This is a genomic window from Microbacterium jejuense (assembly GCF_019511665.1).
Classification (GTDB): domain Bacteria; phylum Actinomycetota; class Actinomycetes; order Actinomycetales; family Microbacteriaceae; genus Microbacterium; species Microbacterium jejuense_A.
The window spans coordinates 92,300-110,105 of the sequence record NZ_JAEUAW010000003.1 but is presented as its reverse complement, the minus strand read 5'-3'; the positions used below and the strand labels follow the sequence as shown (position 1 = coordinate 110,105).

Genomic DNA, 17,806 nt, shown 5'->3' with positions numbered 1-17,806 from the left:
TCCAACAATACATCCCGGTCCGACGTCGGACGCCCTCGCTAGCGTGCCGTCATGAGCATCCCGCGCGGCCAGGAGGCCGACATCTCACTCGTCCTGCCCGACCGACCTGGCGCACTGGCCGACTTCGGCGATGCCCTGGGGCGCGCGGGCGTCAGCGTCGAGGGCGGTGGCGTCTGGGTCCACGACGGGCGCGGTCTGGCCCACTTCCTGGTGACCGACGTCCCGGGCGCGACGGCTGCGCTCGAGGCGGCCGACCTCGGACCGGTGACAGCGAGTCCCGTCGTCAGCGTGCGCCTCGCGCAGGATGTGCCCGGGCAGCTCGGCGCCTTCACGCGGCGGCTCGGCGATGCCGGCATCCGCATCCTGGTCCAGTACAGCGACCACGATCACCGGCTCATCGTCGTCGTGCCGGAGGCGGACCAGGCCGCGGCGACCGCGATCTGCGCGCAGTGGGAGCAGGAGCGCATCGCACGCGCGTCATAGGGTGGCTTCATGTCCACCGAGCCCCGTGCGGGGCGCCCGAAGGCGTCGTCGCGAGAGACCATCGCCGAGGCGGCGTGCGAGCTGTTCCTCGAACAGGGCTACGAGCAGACGTCGATCGTCGACATCGCCAACCGCGCCGGGGTGAGTCGCTCCAGCTTCTTCAACTACTTCTCGTCGAAGTCCGACGTGCTGTGGGCCGGTCTCGACGAGCGTCTCGCCGCGTTCGAGTCACGGCTCGCCGCCGATGACGCGAGGGATGCCGCGGCCGCCGTCCGCGGGGCCGCCGAGGCTGTCGCGGCCGGCTTCGCCCCCGACAGCCTGGCGCTGGGCATCGTGAACGCGGCAGCGATGGGCATCGAAGCGGAGTACGAGCGCGATGCCGCCCTCCGCCGGTCGCGTGTGGCGCGCGCTGCGGCCGCGCGGTTCACGCGTGGCGGCGCCGATCGCATCAGCGCCGAGGTGGGCGGTGCGGCGTGGGGCGGCGCCGTCCTGGCGGCGATCGAGGCCTGGGCGCACGACGGAGCCGGGCGCACGTCGCTCTCGCGGTTCCTCGCACGCGCGGCGGACGCCGCCGAGGCCGTGCGTCCGCAGCCCTCGGGCGAGGTGCGCCAGCTGCGCGTCGTCGCGACGGCCGCCGACTTCGACGAGGCGCTCGCCTTCTACCGCGATGTCGTCGGGATGCCGCAGGCCGAGGCGTACGAGGCCGACGGCGGTGCGCGCGTGGCGATCCTCGACGCGGGGCGCGCCACGCTCGAGCTCGCCAACTCGGCGCAGGTCCGGTTCATCGATCGTGTCGAGACCGACGGCGACGCGCCGAGCGATCCGATCCGTCTCGCTTTCGGGGTGGACGACACCGCGGCGGTCGCCGAGCGCCTGTCCGCCGCGGGCGCCGCGGTCGAGGCATCCCCTCGCGAAACGCCGTGGCACTCGCTCAACGCGCGCCTGCGCGGCCCGGCCGGACTGCAGCTGACCCTGTTCCAAGAGCTGGCACCGCCGGTCGTTGAGCGAGCGGAGCGAGACGAGACGTCGTGAGCCGCTCGACAGCCTCCGCCATCTCGCCGACCTCTGCGCTCGGTGGGTTTGCGAGGGCGGCGTGTGGCGTTTCGTCTTCGCTCGTTCCTCGCTCCGCTCAACGAGCGGATGGCACGCGCGGGCTCGCGTAGAATCAGGGCATCATGGCGACTTTCGGCACTCTCTCCGACCGGCTCACCGAGACCTTCCGCAACCTCCGCACCAAGGGCAAGCTCACGCCCGCGGACGTCGACGGCACGGTCCGCGAGATCCGGCGCGCGCTGCTCGACGCCGACGTGGCGCTGCCCGTCGTCAAGGAGTTCACCGCGAAGGTGCGCGAGCGCGCGCTCGGCGACGAGGTCAACCGGGCACTCAACCCGGCGCAGCAGGTCGTGCAGATCGTCAACGAGGAGCTCATCGCGATCCTCGGCGGCGAGCAGCGGCGGCTGCAGTTCGCCAAGAACCCGCCGACCGTCATCATGCTCGCGGGCCTGCAGGGCTCGGGCAAGACGACGTTCGCCGGCAAGCTGTCGCGTCAGCTGGCGAAGGACGGCCACACGCCGCTCCTCATCGCCGCCGACCTCCAGCGCCCCAACGCCGTGAACCAGCTGCAGGTGGTCGCAGAGCGCGCCGGTGCCGCGATCTACGCGCCCGAGCCGGGTAACGGCGTGGGCGACCCGGTCAAGGTCGCGAAGGACGGCGTCGAGGTCGCCCGCCGCCAGCAGCACGACGTCGTCATCATCGACACCGCCGGACGCCTCGGCGTGGACGCCGAGCTCATGAAGCAGGCCGCCGACATCCGCAAGGCCACCGACCCCGACGAGGTTCTGTTCGTCATCGACGCGATGATCGGTCAGGATGCCGTCAACACGGCGAAGGCCTTCCAGGACGGTGTCGACTTCACCGGCGTCGTGCTCTCGAAGCTCGACGGCGACGCGCGCGGCGGTGCTGCGCTCTCGGTGGCGTCGGTCACGGGGCGCCCGATCATCTTCGCGTCGACGGGTGAGGGCCTGGACGACCTCGAGGCGTTCCACCCCGACCGCATGGCGAGCCGCATCCTCGACCTCGGCGACATCCTCACGCTCATCGAGCAGGCGCAGCAGGCGTTCGACGAGGCCGAGGCGCTCAAGGTCGCCGAGAAGCTGGCCACCGAGCAGTTCACGCTGGAGGACTTCCTCGAGCAGATGCAGCAGATGCGCAAGATGGGCTCGATGAAGAAGATGCTCGGGATGCTCCCGGGCATGGGCTCGATGAAGCAGCAGCTCGACGACTTCGACGAGCGCGAGATCGACCGCACCGAGGCGATCATCCGCTCCATGACGCCGGCCGAGCGCCGCAACACGAAGCTGCTCAACGGCTCGCGCCGCCTGCGCATCGCGCGCGGCTCGGGCATGACCGTCACCGACGTCAACCAGCTCGTGCAGCGCTTCGAGCAGGCGGCGAAGATGATGAAGACCGTCGCCCGGGGCGGGGTGCCGAGCATCCCCGGCATGGGCCCGGTGCCCGGTGCCGGGCGTCCTGGTGCGTCGTCGAAGCGCGGCAAGCAGCAGAAGGCCAAGGGCTCGCGCTCGGGCAACCCCGCGAAGCGCGCCGCCGAGAACGCCGGCATCGCGGCCCAGGCTCCCCAGGCGCCGACCGGGTCGGGCTTCGGTCTCGGCGGCGGGAAGGGCGGGCCCAGCGAGGCCGACCTCGCCGAGCTGCAGAAGATGCTCGGTCGCGGCTGACCTGTGCGATGAGGGATGCCGGCGGCCCCGGCATCCACTTCTCCGTTCTCACATCAGGAGATCTCGCCGCGACAGGGTGATCCGGTCAGAATCGTCCTGCGGTCGCGAGGTCTCCTGATCTGGCGCAGAGGAAGAGCCGCGGATCAGCGCCCGAGGCCCGCCAGGTGCTCGCGCAGCGTCGGCCCGGAGCGGAACTCGCCCACGAGGTGACGCACGACCTCGCGCAGGTCGCCGTCGGCGGCGTCCGCGATCGCGAGCTGACGCGCGTAGCTCGCTCCGTCGGTGAGGATCGCCTCGACGCCGGCGAGCTCGCGGGCGCACTTGAGCTCGACGGCGATGTCGGCGACCTCGTCGAGCGTCTCGCGCAGGTGCTCGACGACGGGGCGCTGCGTCCCGAGGTGGTCGACGATGACGCGGGCGTCGAGACCGTAGCGGGCGGCGCGCCACTTGTTCTCGCGGATGAACCACGGCTGGATCGTCTCGAGCTCCAGTCCTTCGTCGAGCCGCCGCGAGAAGTGCTCGACGAGCACCTGCACGAGGGCCGCGACAGCGGCGAGCTCGGGCAGTGTCGACATGCCGTCGCACGCGCGCACCTCGATGGTGCCCCAGCGCGGCGCGGGCCGGATGTCCCACCGGACCTCGGTCGCGTCAGCCATCACGCCGGTGCCGACCATGTCGTCGAGGTACCGCTCGAACTCGCTCCAGTCGTGCAGCGGCCAGGGGAGTCCTGCCGTGGGCAGCTGCTGGAACACGAGGGCGCGGTTGGAGGCATAGCCGGTGCGCTCGCCCGCCCAGAACGGGCTGGATGCCGACAGCGCCTGCAGGTGCGGCAGGTAGACGGCGAGGGCGTTGATGATCGGGAACACCTTGTTCACGTCGTCGACGCCGACGTGGATGTGGATGCCCCAGATCATCATGTTGCGTCCCCACCACTGGGTGCGCTCGATGAGCTTGTGGTACCGCGTCTTGTCGGTGACGCTCTGGTCGTACCACTGCGCGAAGGGATGGCTGCCGGCGCAGAGCAGGTCGACGCCGTGCGGATCGGTGTAGGTGCGCACCGCGGCGATGGCGTCGGCGATGTCGTCGACGGCTGCGGCGACGGTGTCGCCGACGCCGCTCGTGACCTCGACGGTGTTGGTCAGCAGCTCGCCGGTGACGGTGTACCGCTCCAGCGACGAGTCCTCTTCGAGCGCCGCCAGCAGCGGGGGCGCCTGCCCGATCAGGTCGCCGGTCTCGGCGTCCGCCAGCATGAGCTCCCACTCCAGTCCCACCGAAGAGCGGGCGGATGTCGCGAAGGGCACCGTCATGGGCACAGTCTGACATGGGGATGCCGTACATCGAGCGGTTCGTCACACGTGGCGTCATCTGGCACAATAGAGGGTCGGAACAACGCGCTCGACCCTCTATCCAGCGTGCTGTTCCTCCTCTGAGCTCCCGCCGGGTGTGCACCCCACGCTCCAGGCGACCGGTTCGTTCCCTTCCACACATTCAGGAGAATCGTGGCTGTCAAGATTCGTCTCAAGCGCCTGGGCAAGATCCGCGCGCCTTACTACCGCATCGTCGTGGCCGACTCGCGCACCAAGCGCGACGGCCGTGTCATCGAAGAGATCGGCAAGTACCACCCCACCGAGGAGCCCTCGTTCATCGAGGTCGACTCCGAGCGTGCGCAGTACTGGCTGGGCGTCGGCGCGCAGCCGACCGAGCAGGTGCTCGCCATCCTCAAGCTGACCGGCGACTGGGGCACGTTCAAGGGCGACAAGGACGCCGTCTCGACGGTGAAGACCCGCGAGGACAAGGCCGCGTTCGAGGTCGACGCCTCGAAGAAGTCGGTCATCAAGCCGAAGGCTGAGAAGAAGGCCGAGGAGCCCGCCGAGGCTCCCGCCGACGAGGCGACCGACGCGGCCGACGAGGCCGCCGAGTCCGCCGAGTAATCCGTTGCTCGCCGCCGCGCTCGAACACGTCGTCAAGGGGATCGTCGATCACCCGGACGACGTCCGCATCGACTCGTCCACGTCGCCCCGCGGCGACGTGCTCGAGGTGCACGTCCACCCCGATGACCGGGGTCGCGTGATCGGGCGCGGCGGCCGCACGGCCAAAGCCCTGCGCACCCTCATCACTGCCCTCGCCGACGGCCGCCGCGTGCGCGTCGACGTGGCGGACGACTGAGGTGGCAGGCCAAGACACCACGGGTCCGGGCGAGGACGCCCGCAAGCCCGTGAACGCAGTACCCCCCACCGGCAAGACGCAGCTGCGGGTCGGTCGCCTCGTGAAGGCGCACGGACTCAAGGGCGCGATCAAGCTGGAGCTGTACACCGACGACCCCGACGGGCGCTTCGTCCCCGGCGCGACGTTCACCCTCCAGGTGCCCGAGTCGTCGCCGTGGCACGGCAAGCCGCTCACCGTCCGCGACTTCAGGTGGATGAACAGCCACCCCGTCGCGTTCTTCGAGGGCGTCGACGACCGCAGCACGGCGGAGGAACTCATCCGCGCGATCCTGTGGATCGACGAGGACGCGCAGTCCGCGCCGGCTGAAGAGGACGCCTGGTTCGACCACCAGCTCGTCGGGCTGGACGTCGTGCGCGACGGCGCCGTCGTCGGCCGCGTGTCGCGCGTCGAGCACCTCCCGGCGCAGGATCTGCTGATCGTGCGCGTCGGCGATGACGAGGTGCTCGTGCCGTTCGTCAAGGCGATCGTGCCCGAGGTCGACGTCCCCGGCGGCCGCGTCGTGGTGACGCCCCCGCCTGGACTGTTCGAGGACCTCCCGGACGAACCGGCCGACGAGGCGCCCGCTGCGCCCGAGCAGGCCGACGAGGCCGACGCCGAGGACTGATCGGCTTCACACCCGCGGCGGGCCGCGCGTGCAGCAGATGTGATCTGCGGGAAACACGGCGGGAAACGCTTCGGAACCTCCATGCCGGAGCCTGGATGGCATGGGTGATGCCGGCACTGCACTGGGCTCCGTGCACGGCTCCGCTCTCGGTGCGGAGCAGACCGTGCGCACCGTGTGCTCGTACTGCGGCGTCGGGTGCGGCATCGCGGTCACGGCCGCACCCGCCGGGGCGGGGCATCCCCTCGCGATCTCGAAGGTCGCGGGCGACCGGGAGCACCCCACGAACGCCGGCCGGCTCTGCACGAAGGGCGCGACGCACGCCGACCTGATGCGTGCGCCGGGGCGCCTGACGACGGCGCTCGTCCGTCCGTCGCGGGGCGAGCCCGCCGTTCCGGCTCCCGTCGCGGACGCCGTGAGGGATGCCGCCGCCCGCCTGCGCGCGATCGTCGATGAGCACGGTCCCGACGCCGTCGCGCTGTACGTCTCGGGCCAGATGAGCATGGAGGCGCAGTACCTGTCGAACAAGCTCGTCAAGGGCTACCTGCGCGGCATCCACATCGAGTCGAACTCTCGCCTGTGCATGGCGTCGGCCGGCACGGGCTACAAGCAGTCGCTCGGGGCGGATGGTCCGCCGGGTTCGTACGAGGACTTCGACCGCGCCGACCTGTTCTTCGTGATCGGGTCCAACACCGCGGACTGCCATCCGATCCTGTTCCTGCGGATGGCCGATCGGCTCAAGCAGGGCGCGAGGCTCATCGTCGTCGATCCGCGGCGCACCGCCACCGCCGACCGCGCCGACCTGTTCCTGCAGATCCGGCCCGGCACTGACCTCGCACTCCTCAACGGCCTGCTGCACCTCCTCGTCGAGGCGGGCGACATCGACGAGGACTTCATCGCCGCGCACACCGAGGGCTGGGAGCACATGCCCGAGTTGCTCGCCGAGTACCCGCCGGAGCGCGTCGCCGAACTGACCGGGCTGGACGAGGACGACATCCGCACGGCCGCCCGCTGGATCGGCGAGGCCGGCGAGTGGATGACTCTGTGGACCATGGGCCTCAACCAGTCCACCCACGGCACGTGGTCGACGAACGCGATCTGCAATCTGCATCTGGCCACCGGCGCGATCTGCCGGCCCGGCAGCGGCCCCTTCTCGCTCACGGGTCAGCCCAATGCCATGGGCGGGCGCGAGATGGGCTACATGGGGCCCGGGCTGCCGGGGCAGCGCGCGGTGTTCAGCGCCGCCGATCGCGCATTCGTCGAGGAGCAGTGGGGGATCGCTCCCGGGTCGATCCGCGCGGAGTCCGGTGCGGGGACGATCGACATGTTCCGCCGCGCCGCGGCGGGCGAGATCAAGGCCGTCTGGATCATCTGCAGCAACCCCGTCGCCTCCGTCGCCAATCGCCGCACGGTGATCGAGGCGCTCGAGACGGCCGAGCTGGTCATCGTGCAGGACGTGTACGGCGACACCGCCACGGCCGCCTACGCCGACGTGGTGCTGCCGGCGACGCTGTGGGTCGAGGCCGACGGCGTGACCGTCAGCAGCGACCGCACCATGACGCTCGTGAAAGAGATCGTGCCGGCACCGGGCGAGGCCCAGCCGGACTGGCTCACGATCTGCCAGGTCGCGCGCGCGATGGGCTATGACGACTTCGACTTCGCCTCGAGCGAAGCGGTGTTCGACGAGATCAGGCGGTTCTGGAACCCGCAGACGGGGTGGGACCTGCGCGGCGTCACGTACGAGCGCCTGCGCCGCTCGCCGGTGCAGTGGCCGGCGCCGCCCGACGACGCCGAGGCGCGGCATCCGATCCGCTATCGCAACGACGGCATCAGCCAGACCCTCCATGTCGAGGCGGACGGCACCGTGCCGCTGCTCGCGTTCGCCACGCCGTCCCGGCGCGCGCAGTTCCTCGCGCGCCCGCACCTCGATCCGGCCGAGCTCCCCGACGACGACTACCCGTGGGTGCTCAATACCGGACGGCTGCCGCACCACTGGCACACGCTCACCAAGACCGGACGCGTCGACAAGCTCGCCCGGCTGCACCCCGGCCCGTTCGTCGAGATCAACCCGGTCGACGCCGAGCTGCACGGCATCGGAGACGGCGACCAGGTCGAGGTGTCGTCGCGGCGCGGACGCGTCGTGCTGCCCGCCGTCGTCACCGACCGCGTGCAGCAGGGGGGCCTGTTCGCGCCGTTCCACTGGAACGACGAGCACGGCGAATACGTCACGGTCAATGCCGTCACGAGCGACGCCGTCGACCCTTTGTCGGCCCAGCCCGAGTTCAAGTACGCCGCGGTGTCGGTGCGGCGCGTCGGTCCCGCGCCGGCAGAGGAGCGCGGATCGGACGCCGAGGCGGCGCTCGCCTCGGCCGGGGCGGCTCTCACGCCGCCGCCGCTGACCGACGTCGAAGGCGCGTACCTGGCGGGGTTCCTGTCGATGGTGCGCACGGTGACGCCGGCACCGGGGGAGGTGCCCGTGCTTCCGCGCGAGGCGCCGCTCGCACCGTTCGTGCGGGCGTGGTTCGACGGGGTGCTGGCCGGCGCCTACTCCCGCGGGGCGGCTCCCGACGGCGGCGGGATGCCGGCGGCCCACGCCGCCGACGAGGTCGTGGTGCTGTGGGGGTCGCAGACGGGCAATGCCGAGGAGTTCGCGGCGGCGGCGACCGCCGCACTCGGGGCACGGGGGATCCCCGCACGCGCGCGCAGCATGGCCGAGCTGCGGGCGTCGGACCTCACCGAGGTGCGCCGCCTGCTCGTGGTGACCTCGACCTTCGGCGACGGCGGCCCGCCCGACAACGCGGCCGCACTGTGGCACGAGCTCAACGCCGATAGCGCTCCGCAGCTGTCAGGGCTGCAGTACGCCGTGCTCGCGATGGGCGACTCCAACTACGACGACTTCTGCGGCCACGGCCGCCGGCTCGACGAGCGCCTCGGAGAGCTCGGGGCCACCGCGCTGCTGGAGCGGGTCGACGTCGAGCCCGACGCCGACGGCCCGCGCGAGGCGTGGCTGAGCCAGATCCTCGCGGCGCTCGTCGATTCGGGCGCAGGCGCCGGCGGATCAGGCGGTGCGGCATCCCTCGCGCCGCCGGCGACGGACACGGCGGCGCCCGCGAGGCGCCTGTTCACGCGGGCCAACCCGGTCCGCGCGACGCTCGTGCGCAACGACCTGCTGAGTGGACCCGGATCGCAGAAGGAGGTGCGCCGCTTCGCGTTCGACCTCTCCGACACGGGCGCCGCGTACGAGGCCGGCGACTCGCTCGGCGTCGTGTGCGCGAACTCGCCCGCGGTCGTCGCCGAGTGGCTGGAGGCGACGGGGATCCCGGCGAGCGCGGTCGTCGAGCTGGACGGCGAGGAGCGCACGTTCGCCGACGCTCTGCGCACGCGGCTGGACATCACCAAGACGCCGCTGGACCTCGTGCGCTTCGTCGCCGAGCGCAGTGCGGACAGCAGGCTCTCGACCCTGCTGCGCCGCGAGAACAAGAGCCGTCTGGACCAGTTCCTGTGGAGTCAGCAGGCGATCGACCTCGTGCGGGACTTCCCCGTGACCGCGACCGCCGAGGAGTGGGCAGGCGTGCTCAAGCGCCTGCAGCCGCGGCAGTACTCGATCTCGTCGAGCCCCAAGACCGACCCCGACACCGTCGAGCTCACCGTCTCGGTCGTGCGCTTCGAGACGGAGTCCGGGCGTGCGCGCGGCGGGGTGTGCTCGACGTTCCTCGCCGACGGCGAGTCCCGCGTCGCCCCGGTGTATCTGCAGCGCACCCCGGCCTTCCGGCCGCCCGCTGCGCCCGAGACTCCGATGATCATGATCGGCCCGGGCACGGGGGTCGCGCCGTTCCGGGCGTTCCTGCACGACCGACGCGCCGACGGGCATCCCGGGCGCAACTGGCTGTTCTTCGGGGAGCAGCACGCGGCGACCGACTTCTATTACCGCGACGAGCTCGTCGCCATGCACGATGACGGCTTCCTGACACACCTGGACGTCGCGTTCTCGCGGGATCAGCGGCAGAAGGTCTACGTGCAGGACCGCATGCTCGAGCACGGGGCCCGGTTGTGGCGCTGGCTGGAGGACGGCGCGCACGTCTACGTGTGCGGCGACGCGAGCCGCATGGCCAAGGACGTCGAGGCGACGCTCGCGACGATCGCGCAGCAGCACGGCGGGCTCGGCGAAGACGCTGCGGCGGACTACCTCCGCACCCTCGCCGCCGACGCCCGCTACGTGCGCGACGTGTACTGACCGCCGGCGCACCCGAAGCCGCCGCAGCGCTCCGTGTCCCGCTTGCGTGCGATCGTGTCCCGATATCCGCGGCGACCGTGGTGTGTCGTGGCCGGAATCGGGACATGCCGGGGAGACACCGAGTGGCGGGACCGAGTGGCGAGACCGAGTGCCGGGCGAACGCAGAGCGGAGTGGATGCCTCGGGTCGAGGCATCCACTCCGCTTCAGCCGGCGTCAGATGCGCTGCTTCGCGAGCGACGCACGCGGGACCACATAGACGAGCAGCGTCACGAGCAGGAGGGCGACGTAGGCGGCGACGAACCCGATGAACGCGGCGGTGTAGCCGCCCGTTGCGAGCTGGGACGCGTTGAGCACCTGAGGCACGAGGAACCCGCCGTACGCCCCGATCGCCGAGATGAGGCCGAGCGCCGCGGCGGACTTGCGCATCATCTTCGTGGCCTCGGCGCTCTCGGGTGCGAAGCCCTTCGCGATCGTGCGTGCGGCGAAGATGCTCGGGATCATACGGTACGTCGAGCCGTTGCCCATGCCGGTCGCGGCGAAGAGAACGAGGAACACCGCGAGGAACACCGGGAAGCTCCGCAGCGGCAGCGTCCACACGAGCGTCAGCGCCCCGAGGGCCATGATCGCGAAGGCGCACACCGTCACGCGGGCGCCGCCGAAGCGATCGGCGAGCCGCCCGCCGTACGGACGCGCCAGCGACCCGACGAGCGCGCCGAGGAAGGCGAGCGAGACCGCCGCCTGTCCGACCTGGATGGTCGAGAACTCGGGGAACTGGTCGGCGATGAGCTTGGGGAACACACTCGCGAAGCCGATGAACGAGCCGAACGTGCCGATGTACAGCACCGCCATCACCCACAGGTGCGGCTCGCGCAGAGCGGCCGCCGAGCCGCCGAAGTCCGCCTTGGCGGACGACAGGTTGTCCATGTAGCGCCAGGCGCCGAACATCGCGACGAGGATCAGGGGGATCCACATCCACCCCGCCAGTGAGATGTTGAGCGTCGCACCCGCGCCGAGGGTCACCACGATGGGCACGGCGAACTGCGCGACCGAGGTGCCGAGGTTGCCGCCGGCGGCGTTGAGCCCGAGCGCCCAGCCCTTCTCCTTCTGCGGGAAGAAGTACGTGATGTTGGCCATGGAGCTTGCGAAGTTGCCGCCGCCGACGCCGCCGAGCGCCGCGACCGCCAGGAGCACGCCGAACGGCGTGTCGGGGTTGGAGACGACGATGCCGAGAAGCACCGCCGGGATGAGCAGGAGCCCCGCCGACACGATCGTCCAGTTGCGCCCGCCGAAGATCGCCACCATGAACGTGTAGGGGAATCGCAGGGTCGCGCCCACGAGGCTCGGCAGCGAGATGAGCCAGAACGACTCGGAGCTGGTGAGGTCGAAGCCCGCGGCGGGCAGCATCACGACGACGATGCTCCACAGCTGCCAGATGATGAATCCGAGGAACTCGGCGAAGATCGACCAGCCCAGGTTGCGCCGCGCGATCGCGCGGCCCTCGGCGCTCCAGAACGCGGGATCCTCGGCGTTCCAGCCGTCGACCCAGCGCCCGGGTCGCCGGGTGAGTGGGCTTGCGACGGGCGTGTGCGGTGGAGCTGCGGCGGCCGTCGTCGACGGCACATCGGTCGTGGTCATGGCGCCTCCTGTGCAGACACTGCGGGTGAGTGTGCGTCCACGCTACGAACGGGGTGTTTCGGGCGGTCGAGCCGCGGGGTTACCTCTCCGTCACTTCTCGATCACCCCTGTCGGCCCGGTGAGGTGGGGGAGCCGTCACACGTCCGAAACACGCGCAGCTTCTAGACTCGAAGGCATGCGCGTCGACATCGTCACGATCTTCCCGACGTTCTTCGACGTGCTCGGCGTCTCGCTCATCGGCAAGGCCCGTGACCGCGGCATCCTCGACATGCATGTCCACGACTTGCGGGACTGGACCCACGACCGCCACCGCACCGTGGACGACACGCCCTACGGCGGCGGCGCCGGCATGGTCATGAAGCCCGAGCCGTGGGGCGAGGCGCTGGACGCCGTGCTGAGCGAGGACGCCGTGCTGCTCGTGCCGTCGCCCGCCGGCGAGCTGTTCTCGCAGCCGCTCGCGCGCGAGCTCGCGCAGGAGCAGCACCTGGTGTTCGCGTGCGGGCGCTACGAGGGCATCGACCAGCGCGTCGTGGACCACTACTCCTCTCGCGTCCGCGTGCGCCTCGTGAGCCTCGGCGACTACGTGCTCAACGGTGGCGAGGTGGCGGCGATGGCTGTCATCGAGGCGGTGTCGCGTCTGATCCCGGGCGTCGTCGGGAATCCGGAGAGCCTCGTCGAGGAGTCCCACGAGCTGGGCCTGCTCGAATACCCCAGCTACACCAAGCCCGCCCAGTGGCGCGGGCTCGAGGTGCCGCCGGTGCTCCTGAGCGGCAACCACGGGGCCATCGCGGCCTGGCGCCGCGAGCAGAGCCTCGAACGCACGAAGGCGCACCGGCCCGACCTGCTCGAGGGCGCCGACACCGCCGCGACGGACTGAGCGGCCGTCTCAGGCGGGATCGACGACGTCGATCCGGTACCCGCGCTTGACGACGGTCTTCACGAGATCCGGCGTTCCGAGCGCCTCGCGCAGGCGCGCGACGGCCATCTCGACGGCGTGCGTGTTCTCGCCCGAGCGGGGAAGCACCGTCTGCAGCCGCTGGCGCGAGACGACGCCTCCGCCCGCGTCGAAGAGCGCCGCCATGAGGTCGGCGCCGGTGCGCGACAGCGGGATGTGACGTCCATCGAGCACGACGCCGGCGCTGCGCAGCTCGAGTCGTCCCGCTCCGGTCTGCAGGGACTCGGCGTGCCCGCCGCCGAAGTGCGACACGACCGCGCGCACGAGGGCGCCCAATCGCCCGCGTTCGGCGATGAGGGTCTCGGCTCCGGCGGCCTGCAGCGGCCCCGCCGTGATCGGGCCGACGGCCGCCAGCAGCAGGCGTCGGCGACGCGTGCGGTCGACGATCGACTCCAGTGCGCCTTCGCGCGCTGCGGCGGCCATCCACTCCGCCGCGCCGGGGGCCGACGTGAAGAGCACGGCGTCCACCTCGCCCGCTGCCGCGGCCACCACCGACCTCGCGACGACGGCGGGGTCGGGCGGCGGGCCCCACCGGTACACCGTGAGGCTCACGACGTCGGCGCCGGCATCTCCGAGCAGCTCGTCGAGGCCGTCGGCCCCTGAGCCGTGGTGCTGAACGGCGACGCGCTGACCGGCCACGCCCTCCGCCAGCAGGTACTCGCCGAGCTCTGCCGACGTCTCGGATTCGGCGACCCAGTCCGCGGTGAATCCCGCCTGCTGGATCGCGCCGCGCGCCTTGGGCCCGCGCGCGACGATGCGCGCTCCCGCGAGCGCCGCGTGCAGCTCGTCGGCGAGGCCCGCCTCGTCGGCCGCCTCGATCCATCCGCGGAACCCCACGCCCGTCGTGGCCACGACGATGTCAGGCGGTGCCGAGATGAGCGAGCGCGTCGCGGCGATCAGCGAGTCGTCGTCGATGTGCGGCACGATCGTGAGCGCAGGCGCCTGACGGACGATCGCGCCGTGACGCTCGAGCGCGGCGGACAGCTCTGACGAGCGTCGGTCGACGGCGATGACGACGGTGCAGCCGTCGAGCGCGGCCGACAGGGTGGGACGTGTGGTGGAGCTCAACGGACGGTGTCACCTGTCATCTCGTGCGCGGGGAGCAGCAGTTCGGCGCGGGCGACATCGCCGACGACGATGACCGCCGGATTGCGGATGCCGGTGCGCCCGGCATCCAGCACCGCACTCCCGAGGGTAGTGCGCGTCGTGCGCTGGTCGAGATGGTGGCCGCGCTCGACGATCGCCACCGGGCGGTCGGCAGCGACGCCCGCGCGCAGGGCGTCGGCCACGATGCGGGGGATCGCGCTCACTCCCATGAGGATCACGGTCGTGACCTCGGGGTCTCGCAGCGCCGCGAGGGTCGACGCGCTGACCGGTCCCTGGCCGTGGACGATGTGCACGGCGGTCGCCACGCCGCGGTGCGTGACCGGGATGCCGGCGGCCTGCGGCACGGCGACGGCGCTGGTGACACCCGGGACGACGTCGACCGGGATGCCGGCGGCCAGGCACGCGGCCACCTCTTCGCCGCCGCGGCCGAACACGAACGGGTCGCCGCCCTTGAGCCGGACGACCTGCTTGCCCGCCCTGGCCCGGTCCACCAGCAGCGCGTTGATCTCGTCCTGCGGCACCGGGTGGTGACCGGGCAGCTTGCCGACGTCGATCACCTCGGCGTCGGGACGCAGCTCGCCGCGGAGGTCGGTCGGCCCGAGGCGGTCCATCACGACGACGTCGGCCGAGACGAGGAGGCGCCACGCGCGGACCGTCAGGAGGTCGAGGGGGCCCGGGCCCCCGCCGACCAGGTGCACGCGGCCGGTCACGGCGCACCACCGTCGGCGTCGGGCCGCTCGTCCCAGCGGACCAGCACGACGCCGTCTGCGACGGCCGTCGGCCACACGTGCAGGTTCACCGGCTCTTTTCCCTGCGCGTCGAGGCAGATGCCGGTGCGGAGGTCGAAGACCTGCTTGAACATGGGGGAGGCCACGGTCGGGGCATCCTGCCGGGTGCCGACGATGCCGCGCGAGATGACGTTGGCCCGGCTGAACGGATCGAAGTTCGACACGGCGTACACGCGTCCCTCGCGGCCGTTCGTGCCGCGTGTGAGGAACAGCGCGATCTGCGTCCCGCCCAGCAGGGCCGCCCGGCCCCGTTCGACCTCGAGGTCCGAGAGCGCGCACACGCGCACCCAGCCCGCCGGCGCGGTGTCTGTGGTCGTCTGCGGGTCGATGAGCGTCATCGGCGCACCTCCAGGGTCGTTCCGGCGATGAGGACGCCGCCGGCGCCGCGCTCTTCGGCGGTGGCGGGGCGGGGCTGACCGCGTTCGGCGACGTAGGCGAGCGACGGATCGGGGGTGGCGGGTGCGTTCACGAACGAGGCGAACCGCCGCAGCTTGTCGGGGTCTTCGAGCGTCGCGGCCCACTCGTCCTCGTACGAGTCGATGTGCGTCGCCATCGCCGCGTCGAGGTCGCCGCAGATGCCGAGGCTGTCGTCGAAGATGACGGCGCGCAGACCCTCGATGCCGCCGTCGAGCTCTTCGAACCACGGCGCCGTGCGCTGCAGGCGGTCGGCGGTGAAGATGTAGTACATCAGGAAGCGGTCGATGGCGGTGAGCAGCTCCTGGTCGCTCAGGCCCTCTGCCAGCAGCACGGCGTGCCGCGGCGTGAAGCCGCCGTTGCCGCCGACGTACATGTTCCAGCCCGCCTCGGTCGCGATGACGCCGACGTCCTTGCCGCGCGCCTCGGCGCACTCGCGCGCACAGCCCGAGACGCCCAGCTTGAGCTTGTGCGGCGAGCGCAGCCCGCGATAGCGCAGCTCCAGCCGCACGGCCATGCCCACCGAGTCCTGCACGCCGTAGCGGCACCACGTCGAACCGACGCAGGATTTCACGGTGCGCAGCGACTTGCCGTATGCGTGACCGGATTCGAAGCCGGCATCCACGAGGCGCTTCCAGATGGCGGGCAGCTGCTCCAGTCGAGCGCCGAACATGTCGATGCGCTGGCCGCCGGTGATCTTCGTGTACAGACCGAAGTCCTGGGCGACCTGCCCGATGACCAGCAGCCCCTCCGGGGTGATCTCGCCGCCGGGGATGCGCGGAACGACCGAATAGCTGCCGTCCTTCTGCAGGTTGGCCATGACGTGGTCGTTGGTGTCCTGCAGCGTCGCGTTCTCGCCGTCGAGCACGTGACCGCCCACGAGCGTCGAGAGGATGCTCGCGAGCGCAGGCTTGCAGATGTCGCACCCGCGCCCGACGCCGAACCGCTCGATGACGGCGCTGAAGGTGCGAAGTCCCGACACCCGCACGGCGTCGAAGAGCTGCCGCCGCGACAGGTCGAAGTGCTCGCACAGCGCGTTGCTCACCGTGGCGCCGGTCTTGGCCAGCTCGGTGCCGACGAGCTTCTTGACCATCGTGAGGCACGAGCCGCAGGCCGCACCCGCCTTGGTGCACGACTTGACGGAGGCCGCGTCGGTGCAGCCCTCCTCGTGCACGGCGTGACGGATCCGACCCGCCGTGACGCTGTTGCACGAGCAGACGAGTGCGTCGTCGGGCAGCTCTCCCGTCGGCGCCGCGACGCCGCCCTCGGGCATGAGGTACGCGGCGGGGTCCGCGCCGAGCGCGCCGCCCACGAGCGGGCGCAGCGAGCCGTACGCCGACGCGTCGCCGACGAGGATGCCGCCGAGGAGCGTCTTCGCGTCGTCCGACAGGACGAGCTTCTTGTACACGCCCGCCACCGGGTCGGCGTACACGACGTCCAGCGCACCCGGCGTCTCGGCGAACGCGTCGCCGAAGCTCGCGACGTCGACGCCCGAGAGCTTGAGCTTCGTCGACAGGTCGTAGCCGGGGAAGGATGCCTCGCCGCTGTGTTCATCGACACCGAGCAGCCGCGTCGCCGCGACCTCCGCCATCGCGTAGCCGGGCGCGACGAGCCCGACGCACTGTCCGTCGTAGTTCGCGACCTCGCCGATCGCCAGGATGCGGGGGTCGGAGGTCTGGCAGCCGCTGTCGATGAGCACGCCCCCACGGGGGTGGACATCGAGCTCCGCGGAGCGCGCCAGCTCGTCGCGGGGCCGCACGCCGACGGTGAACACGACGACGTCGGTGCGCTCGTACGACCCGTCGCGGAACTCGAGCCCGGTCACCTGTCCCGTGCCGTCGGGGTCGAGCCGGGTCGTGATCGCCTCCGTCTTGACGGCGATCCCGCGGGACTCGATGAGGCGGCGCAGCGCCTCACCGGCGGGGCGGTCGAGCTGCGCAGACATGAGGCGATCCGAGGACTGCACGACGGTGCAGTCGACGTCGAGCCCCTGCAGCGCCCCGGCGGCCTCCAGTCCGAGCAGCCCGCCGCCGATGACGGTGCCGGTGAGCCTGCGGCCGAGCTCGGCCGAGCGGCGCTGCACGAAGGCCTCGAGCCGCTCGACGTCGTCCAGCGTCCGGTAGACGAAGCAGCCGTCGAGTCCGAACCCGTCCACAGCGAGCCGCGCGGCGTACGAGCCGGTGGCGAGGACGAGCCGGTCGTAGCCCACGCTCAGGCCCGACCTCGTCGTGACGCGCCGGGCGGACCGGTCGATGCGCACGACGGCGTCGCCGCGCAGGAAACGCAGCCGCTCGTCGTCGAAGAAGGTGCGATCCAGCGTCAGGTCTTCGGTGGACGCGCCGGCGAAGAACCCCGTGAGCCCGACCCGGTCGTAGGGGTGACGATCCTCCTCGCCGATGAGTGTGATGTGCCAGCGCTCGTCGGCGCGGCTGAGCATGCTCTCGACGAACCGATGCGCCACCATGCCGGCGCCCACCACGACGACGTGCGTGCCGAGGGCGGGCAGCGTGCTCATGTCGTCACGGTACGCGGGCGATGTTGCCTCGGTGTCAGCGTCATGTTTCCGGCTGTCGACACGGTCGCGATGGGCCATGGCTCCTCCTCGTGGGGCGGATGTCTCGGTAGGC

The 17,806-nt window shown here is 71.5% G+C and carries 14 protein-coding genes; 8 read left to right on the top strand and 6 right to left on the bottom strand.

Going from position 1 to position 17,806, the window contains the following annotated elements; translation table 11 throughout:
• Nucleotides 1–51 precede the first annotated feature (51 nt).
• The 3 genes from JNB62_RS04365 (at nucleotide 52) to ffh (ending at nucleotide 3,218) form a co-directional block, all read left to right on the top strand.
• A complete protein-coding gene (locus JNB62_RS04365; RefSeq protein WP_220299650.1) occupies nucleotides 52–483 on the top strand; it encodes an ACT domain-containing protein in 432 nt (143 codons plus the stop codon).
• Between the two features lie 9 nt (nucleotides 484–492).
• Entirely contained in the window at nucleotides 493–1,515 is a 1,023-nt protein-coding gene (locus tag JNB62_RS04360; RefSeq protein WP_220299649.1) for a TetR family transcriptional regulator, read from the top strand.
• Nucleotides 1,516–1,658: 143 nt separating this feature from the next.
• Complete coding sequence (gene ffh / locus JNB62_RS04355) at nucleotides 1,659–3,218, top strand: signal recognition particle protein (protein ID WP_220299648.1); 1,560 nt, start codon at nucleotides 1,659–1,661, stop codon at nucleotides 3,216–3,218.
• A 143-nt stretch (nucleotides 3,219–3,361) separates the two neighbouring features.
• On the opposite strand, the gene JNB62_RS04350 is transcribed toward ffh, so the two are convergent.
• Nucleotides 3,362–4,525: a glutamate--cysteine ligase gene (locus JNB62_RS04350; protein WP_220299647.1), complete on the bottom strand. Its 1,164-nt coding sequence runs from the start codon at nucleotides 4,523–4,525 to the stop codon at nucleotides 3,362–3,364.
• Nucleotides 4,526–4,717: 192 nt separating this feature from the next.
• On the opposite strand from JNB62_RS04350, the gene rpsP reads away from it, so the two are divergent.
• From rpsP to JNB62_RS04330, 4 genes are all read left to right on the top strand, one after another.
• Complete coding sequence (gene rpsP, locus JNB62_RS04345) at nucleotides 4,718–5,149, top strand: 30S ribosomal protein S16 (protein ID WP_220299646.1); 432 nt, start codon at nucleotides 4,718–4,720, stop codon at nucleotides 5,147–5,149.
• 4 nt (nucleotides 5,150–5,153) lie between these two features.
• Complete coding sequence (locus JNB62_RS04340) at nucleotides 5,154–5,384, top strand: RNA-binding protein (protein ID WP_018171095.1); 231 nt, start codon at nucleotides 5,154–5,156, stop codon at nucleotides 5,382–5,384.
• Nucleotides 5,385–5,433: 49 nt separating this feature from the next.
• Nucleotides 5,434–6,048: a ribosome maturation factor RimM gene (gene rimM, locus JNB62_RS04335; protein WP_220299645.1), complete on the top strand. Its 615-nt coding sequence runs from the start codon at nucleotides 5,434–5,436 to the stop codon at nucleotides 6,046–6,048.
• Nucleotides 6,049–6,148: 100 nt separating this feature from the next.
• Nucleotides 6,149–10,279, top strand: a complete 4,131-nt coding sequence (locus tag JNB62_RS04330) for a bifunctional nitrate reductase/sulfite reductase flavoprotein subunit alpha (RefSeq protein ID WP_220299644.1) — start codon at nucleotides 6,149–6,151, stop codon at nucleotides 10,277–10,279.
• 214 nt (nucleotides 10,280–10,493) lie between these two features.
• On the opposite strand, the gene JNB62_RS04325 is transcribed toward JNB62_RS04330, so the two are convergent.
• The gene (locus JNB62_RS04325; RefSeq protein ID WP_220299643.1) at nucleotides 10,494–11,915 is read right to left on the bottom strand and encodes an MFS transporter; all 1,422 of its coding nucleotides are present in this window, start codon (nucleotides 11,913–11,915) and stop codon (nucleotides 10,494–10,496) included.
• Between the two features lie 175 nt (nucleotides 11,916–12,090).
• Between JNB62_RS04325 and trmD the strand changes: the two genes are divergently transcribed.
• A complete protein-coding gene (gene trmD / locus JNB62_RS04320; RefSeq protein ID WP_220299642.1) occupies nucleotides 12,091–12,792 on the top strand; it encodes a tRNA (guanosine(37)-N1)-methyltransferase TrmD in 702 nt (233 codons plus the stop codon).
• A 9-nt stretch (nucleotides 12,793–12,801) separates the two neighbouring features.
• Here the strand turns inward: trmD and JNB62_RS04315 are convergent, their stop codons facing one another.
• Genes JNB62_RS04315 through nirB form a run of 4 tightly spaced genes read right to left on the bottom strand, consistent with a single transcriptional unit; the run spans nucleotide 12,802 to nucleotide 17,694 of the window.
• Complete coding sequence (locus JNB62_RS04315) at nucleotides 12,802–13,938, bottom strand: uroporphyrinogen-III synthase (RefSeq protein ID WP_220299641.1); 1,137 nt, start codon at nucleotides 13,936–13,938, stop codon at nucleotides 12,802–12,804.
• On the bottom strand, nucleotides 13,935–14,687 hold the full coding sequence (gene cobA / locus JNB62_RS04310) for a uroporphyrinogen-III C-methyltransferase (protein WP_220299640.1): 753 nt from the start codon (nucleotides 14,685–14,687) through the stop codon (nucleotides 13,935–13,937). The genes JNB62_RS04315 and cobA overlap by 4 nt, the downstream gene beginning before the upstream one ends.
• Nucleotides 14,684–15,103 (bottom strand): nitrite reductase small subunit NirD, encoded by a 420-nt coding sequence (gene nirD / locus JNB62_RS04305; protein WP_220299639.1) that lies wholly within the window; start codon nucleotides 15,101–15,103, stop codon nucleotides 14,684–14,686. Before nirD ends, cobA begins: the two co-directional genes overlap by 4 nt.
• On the bottom strand, nucleotides 15,100–17,694 hold the full coding sequence (nirB, locus tag JNB62_RS04300) for a nitrite reductase large subunit NirB (RefSeq protein ID WP_220299638.1): 2,595 nt from the start codon (nucleotides 17,692–17,694) through the stop codon (nucleotides 15,100–15,102). Before nirB ends, nirD begins: the two co-directional genes overlap by 4 nt.
• Nucleotides 17,695–17,806 lie beyond the last annotated feature (112 nt).

Coding starts and splice junctions, on each gene's coding strand:
- nirD (WP_220299639.1), bottom strand. CDS start 15,103: ATGACGCTCATCGACCCGCAGACGACCACAGACACCGCGCCGGCGGGC.
- nirB (WP_220299638.1), bottom strand. CDS start 17,694: ATGAGCACGCTGCCCGCCCTCGGCACGCACGTCGTCGTGGTGGGCGCC.
- JNB62_RS04350 (WP_220299647.1), bottom strand. CDS start 4,525: ATGACGGTGCCCTTCGCGACATCCGCCCGCTCTTCGGTGGGACTGGAG.
- JNB62_RS04360 (WP_220299649.1), top strand. CDS start 493: ATGTCCACCGAGCCCCGTGCGGGGCGCCCGAAGGCGTCGTCGCGAGAG.
- ffh (WP_220299648.1), top strand. CDS start 1,659: ATGGCGACTTTCGGCACTCTCTCCGACCGGCTCACCGAGACCTTCCGC.
- JNB62_RS04325 (WP_220299643.1), bottom strand. CDS start 11,915: ATGACCACGACCGATGTGCCGTCGACGACGGCCGCCGCAGCTCCACCG.
- trmD (WP_220299642.1), top strand. CDS start 12,091: ATGCGCGTCGACATCGTCACGATCTTCCCGACGTTCTTCGACGTGCTC.
- JNB62_RS04330 (WP_220299644.1), top strand. CDS start 6,149: ATGGGTGATGCCGGCACTGCACTGGGCTCCGTGCACGGCTCCGCTCTC.
- JNB62_RS04365 (WP_220299650.1), top strand. CDS start 52: ATGAGCATCCCGCGCGGCCAGGAGGCCGACATCTCACTCGTCCTGCCC.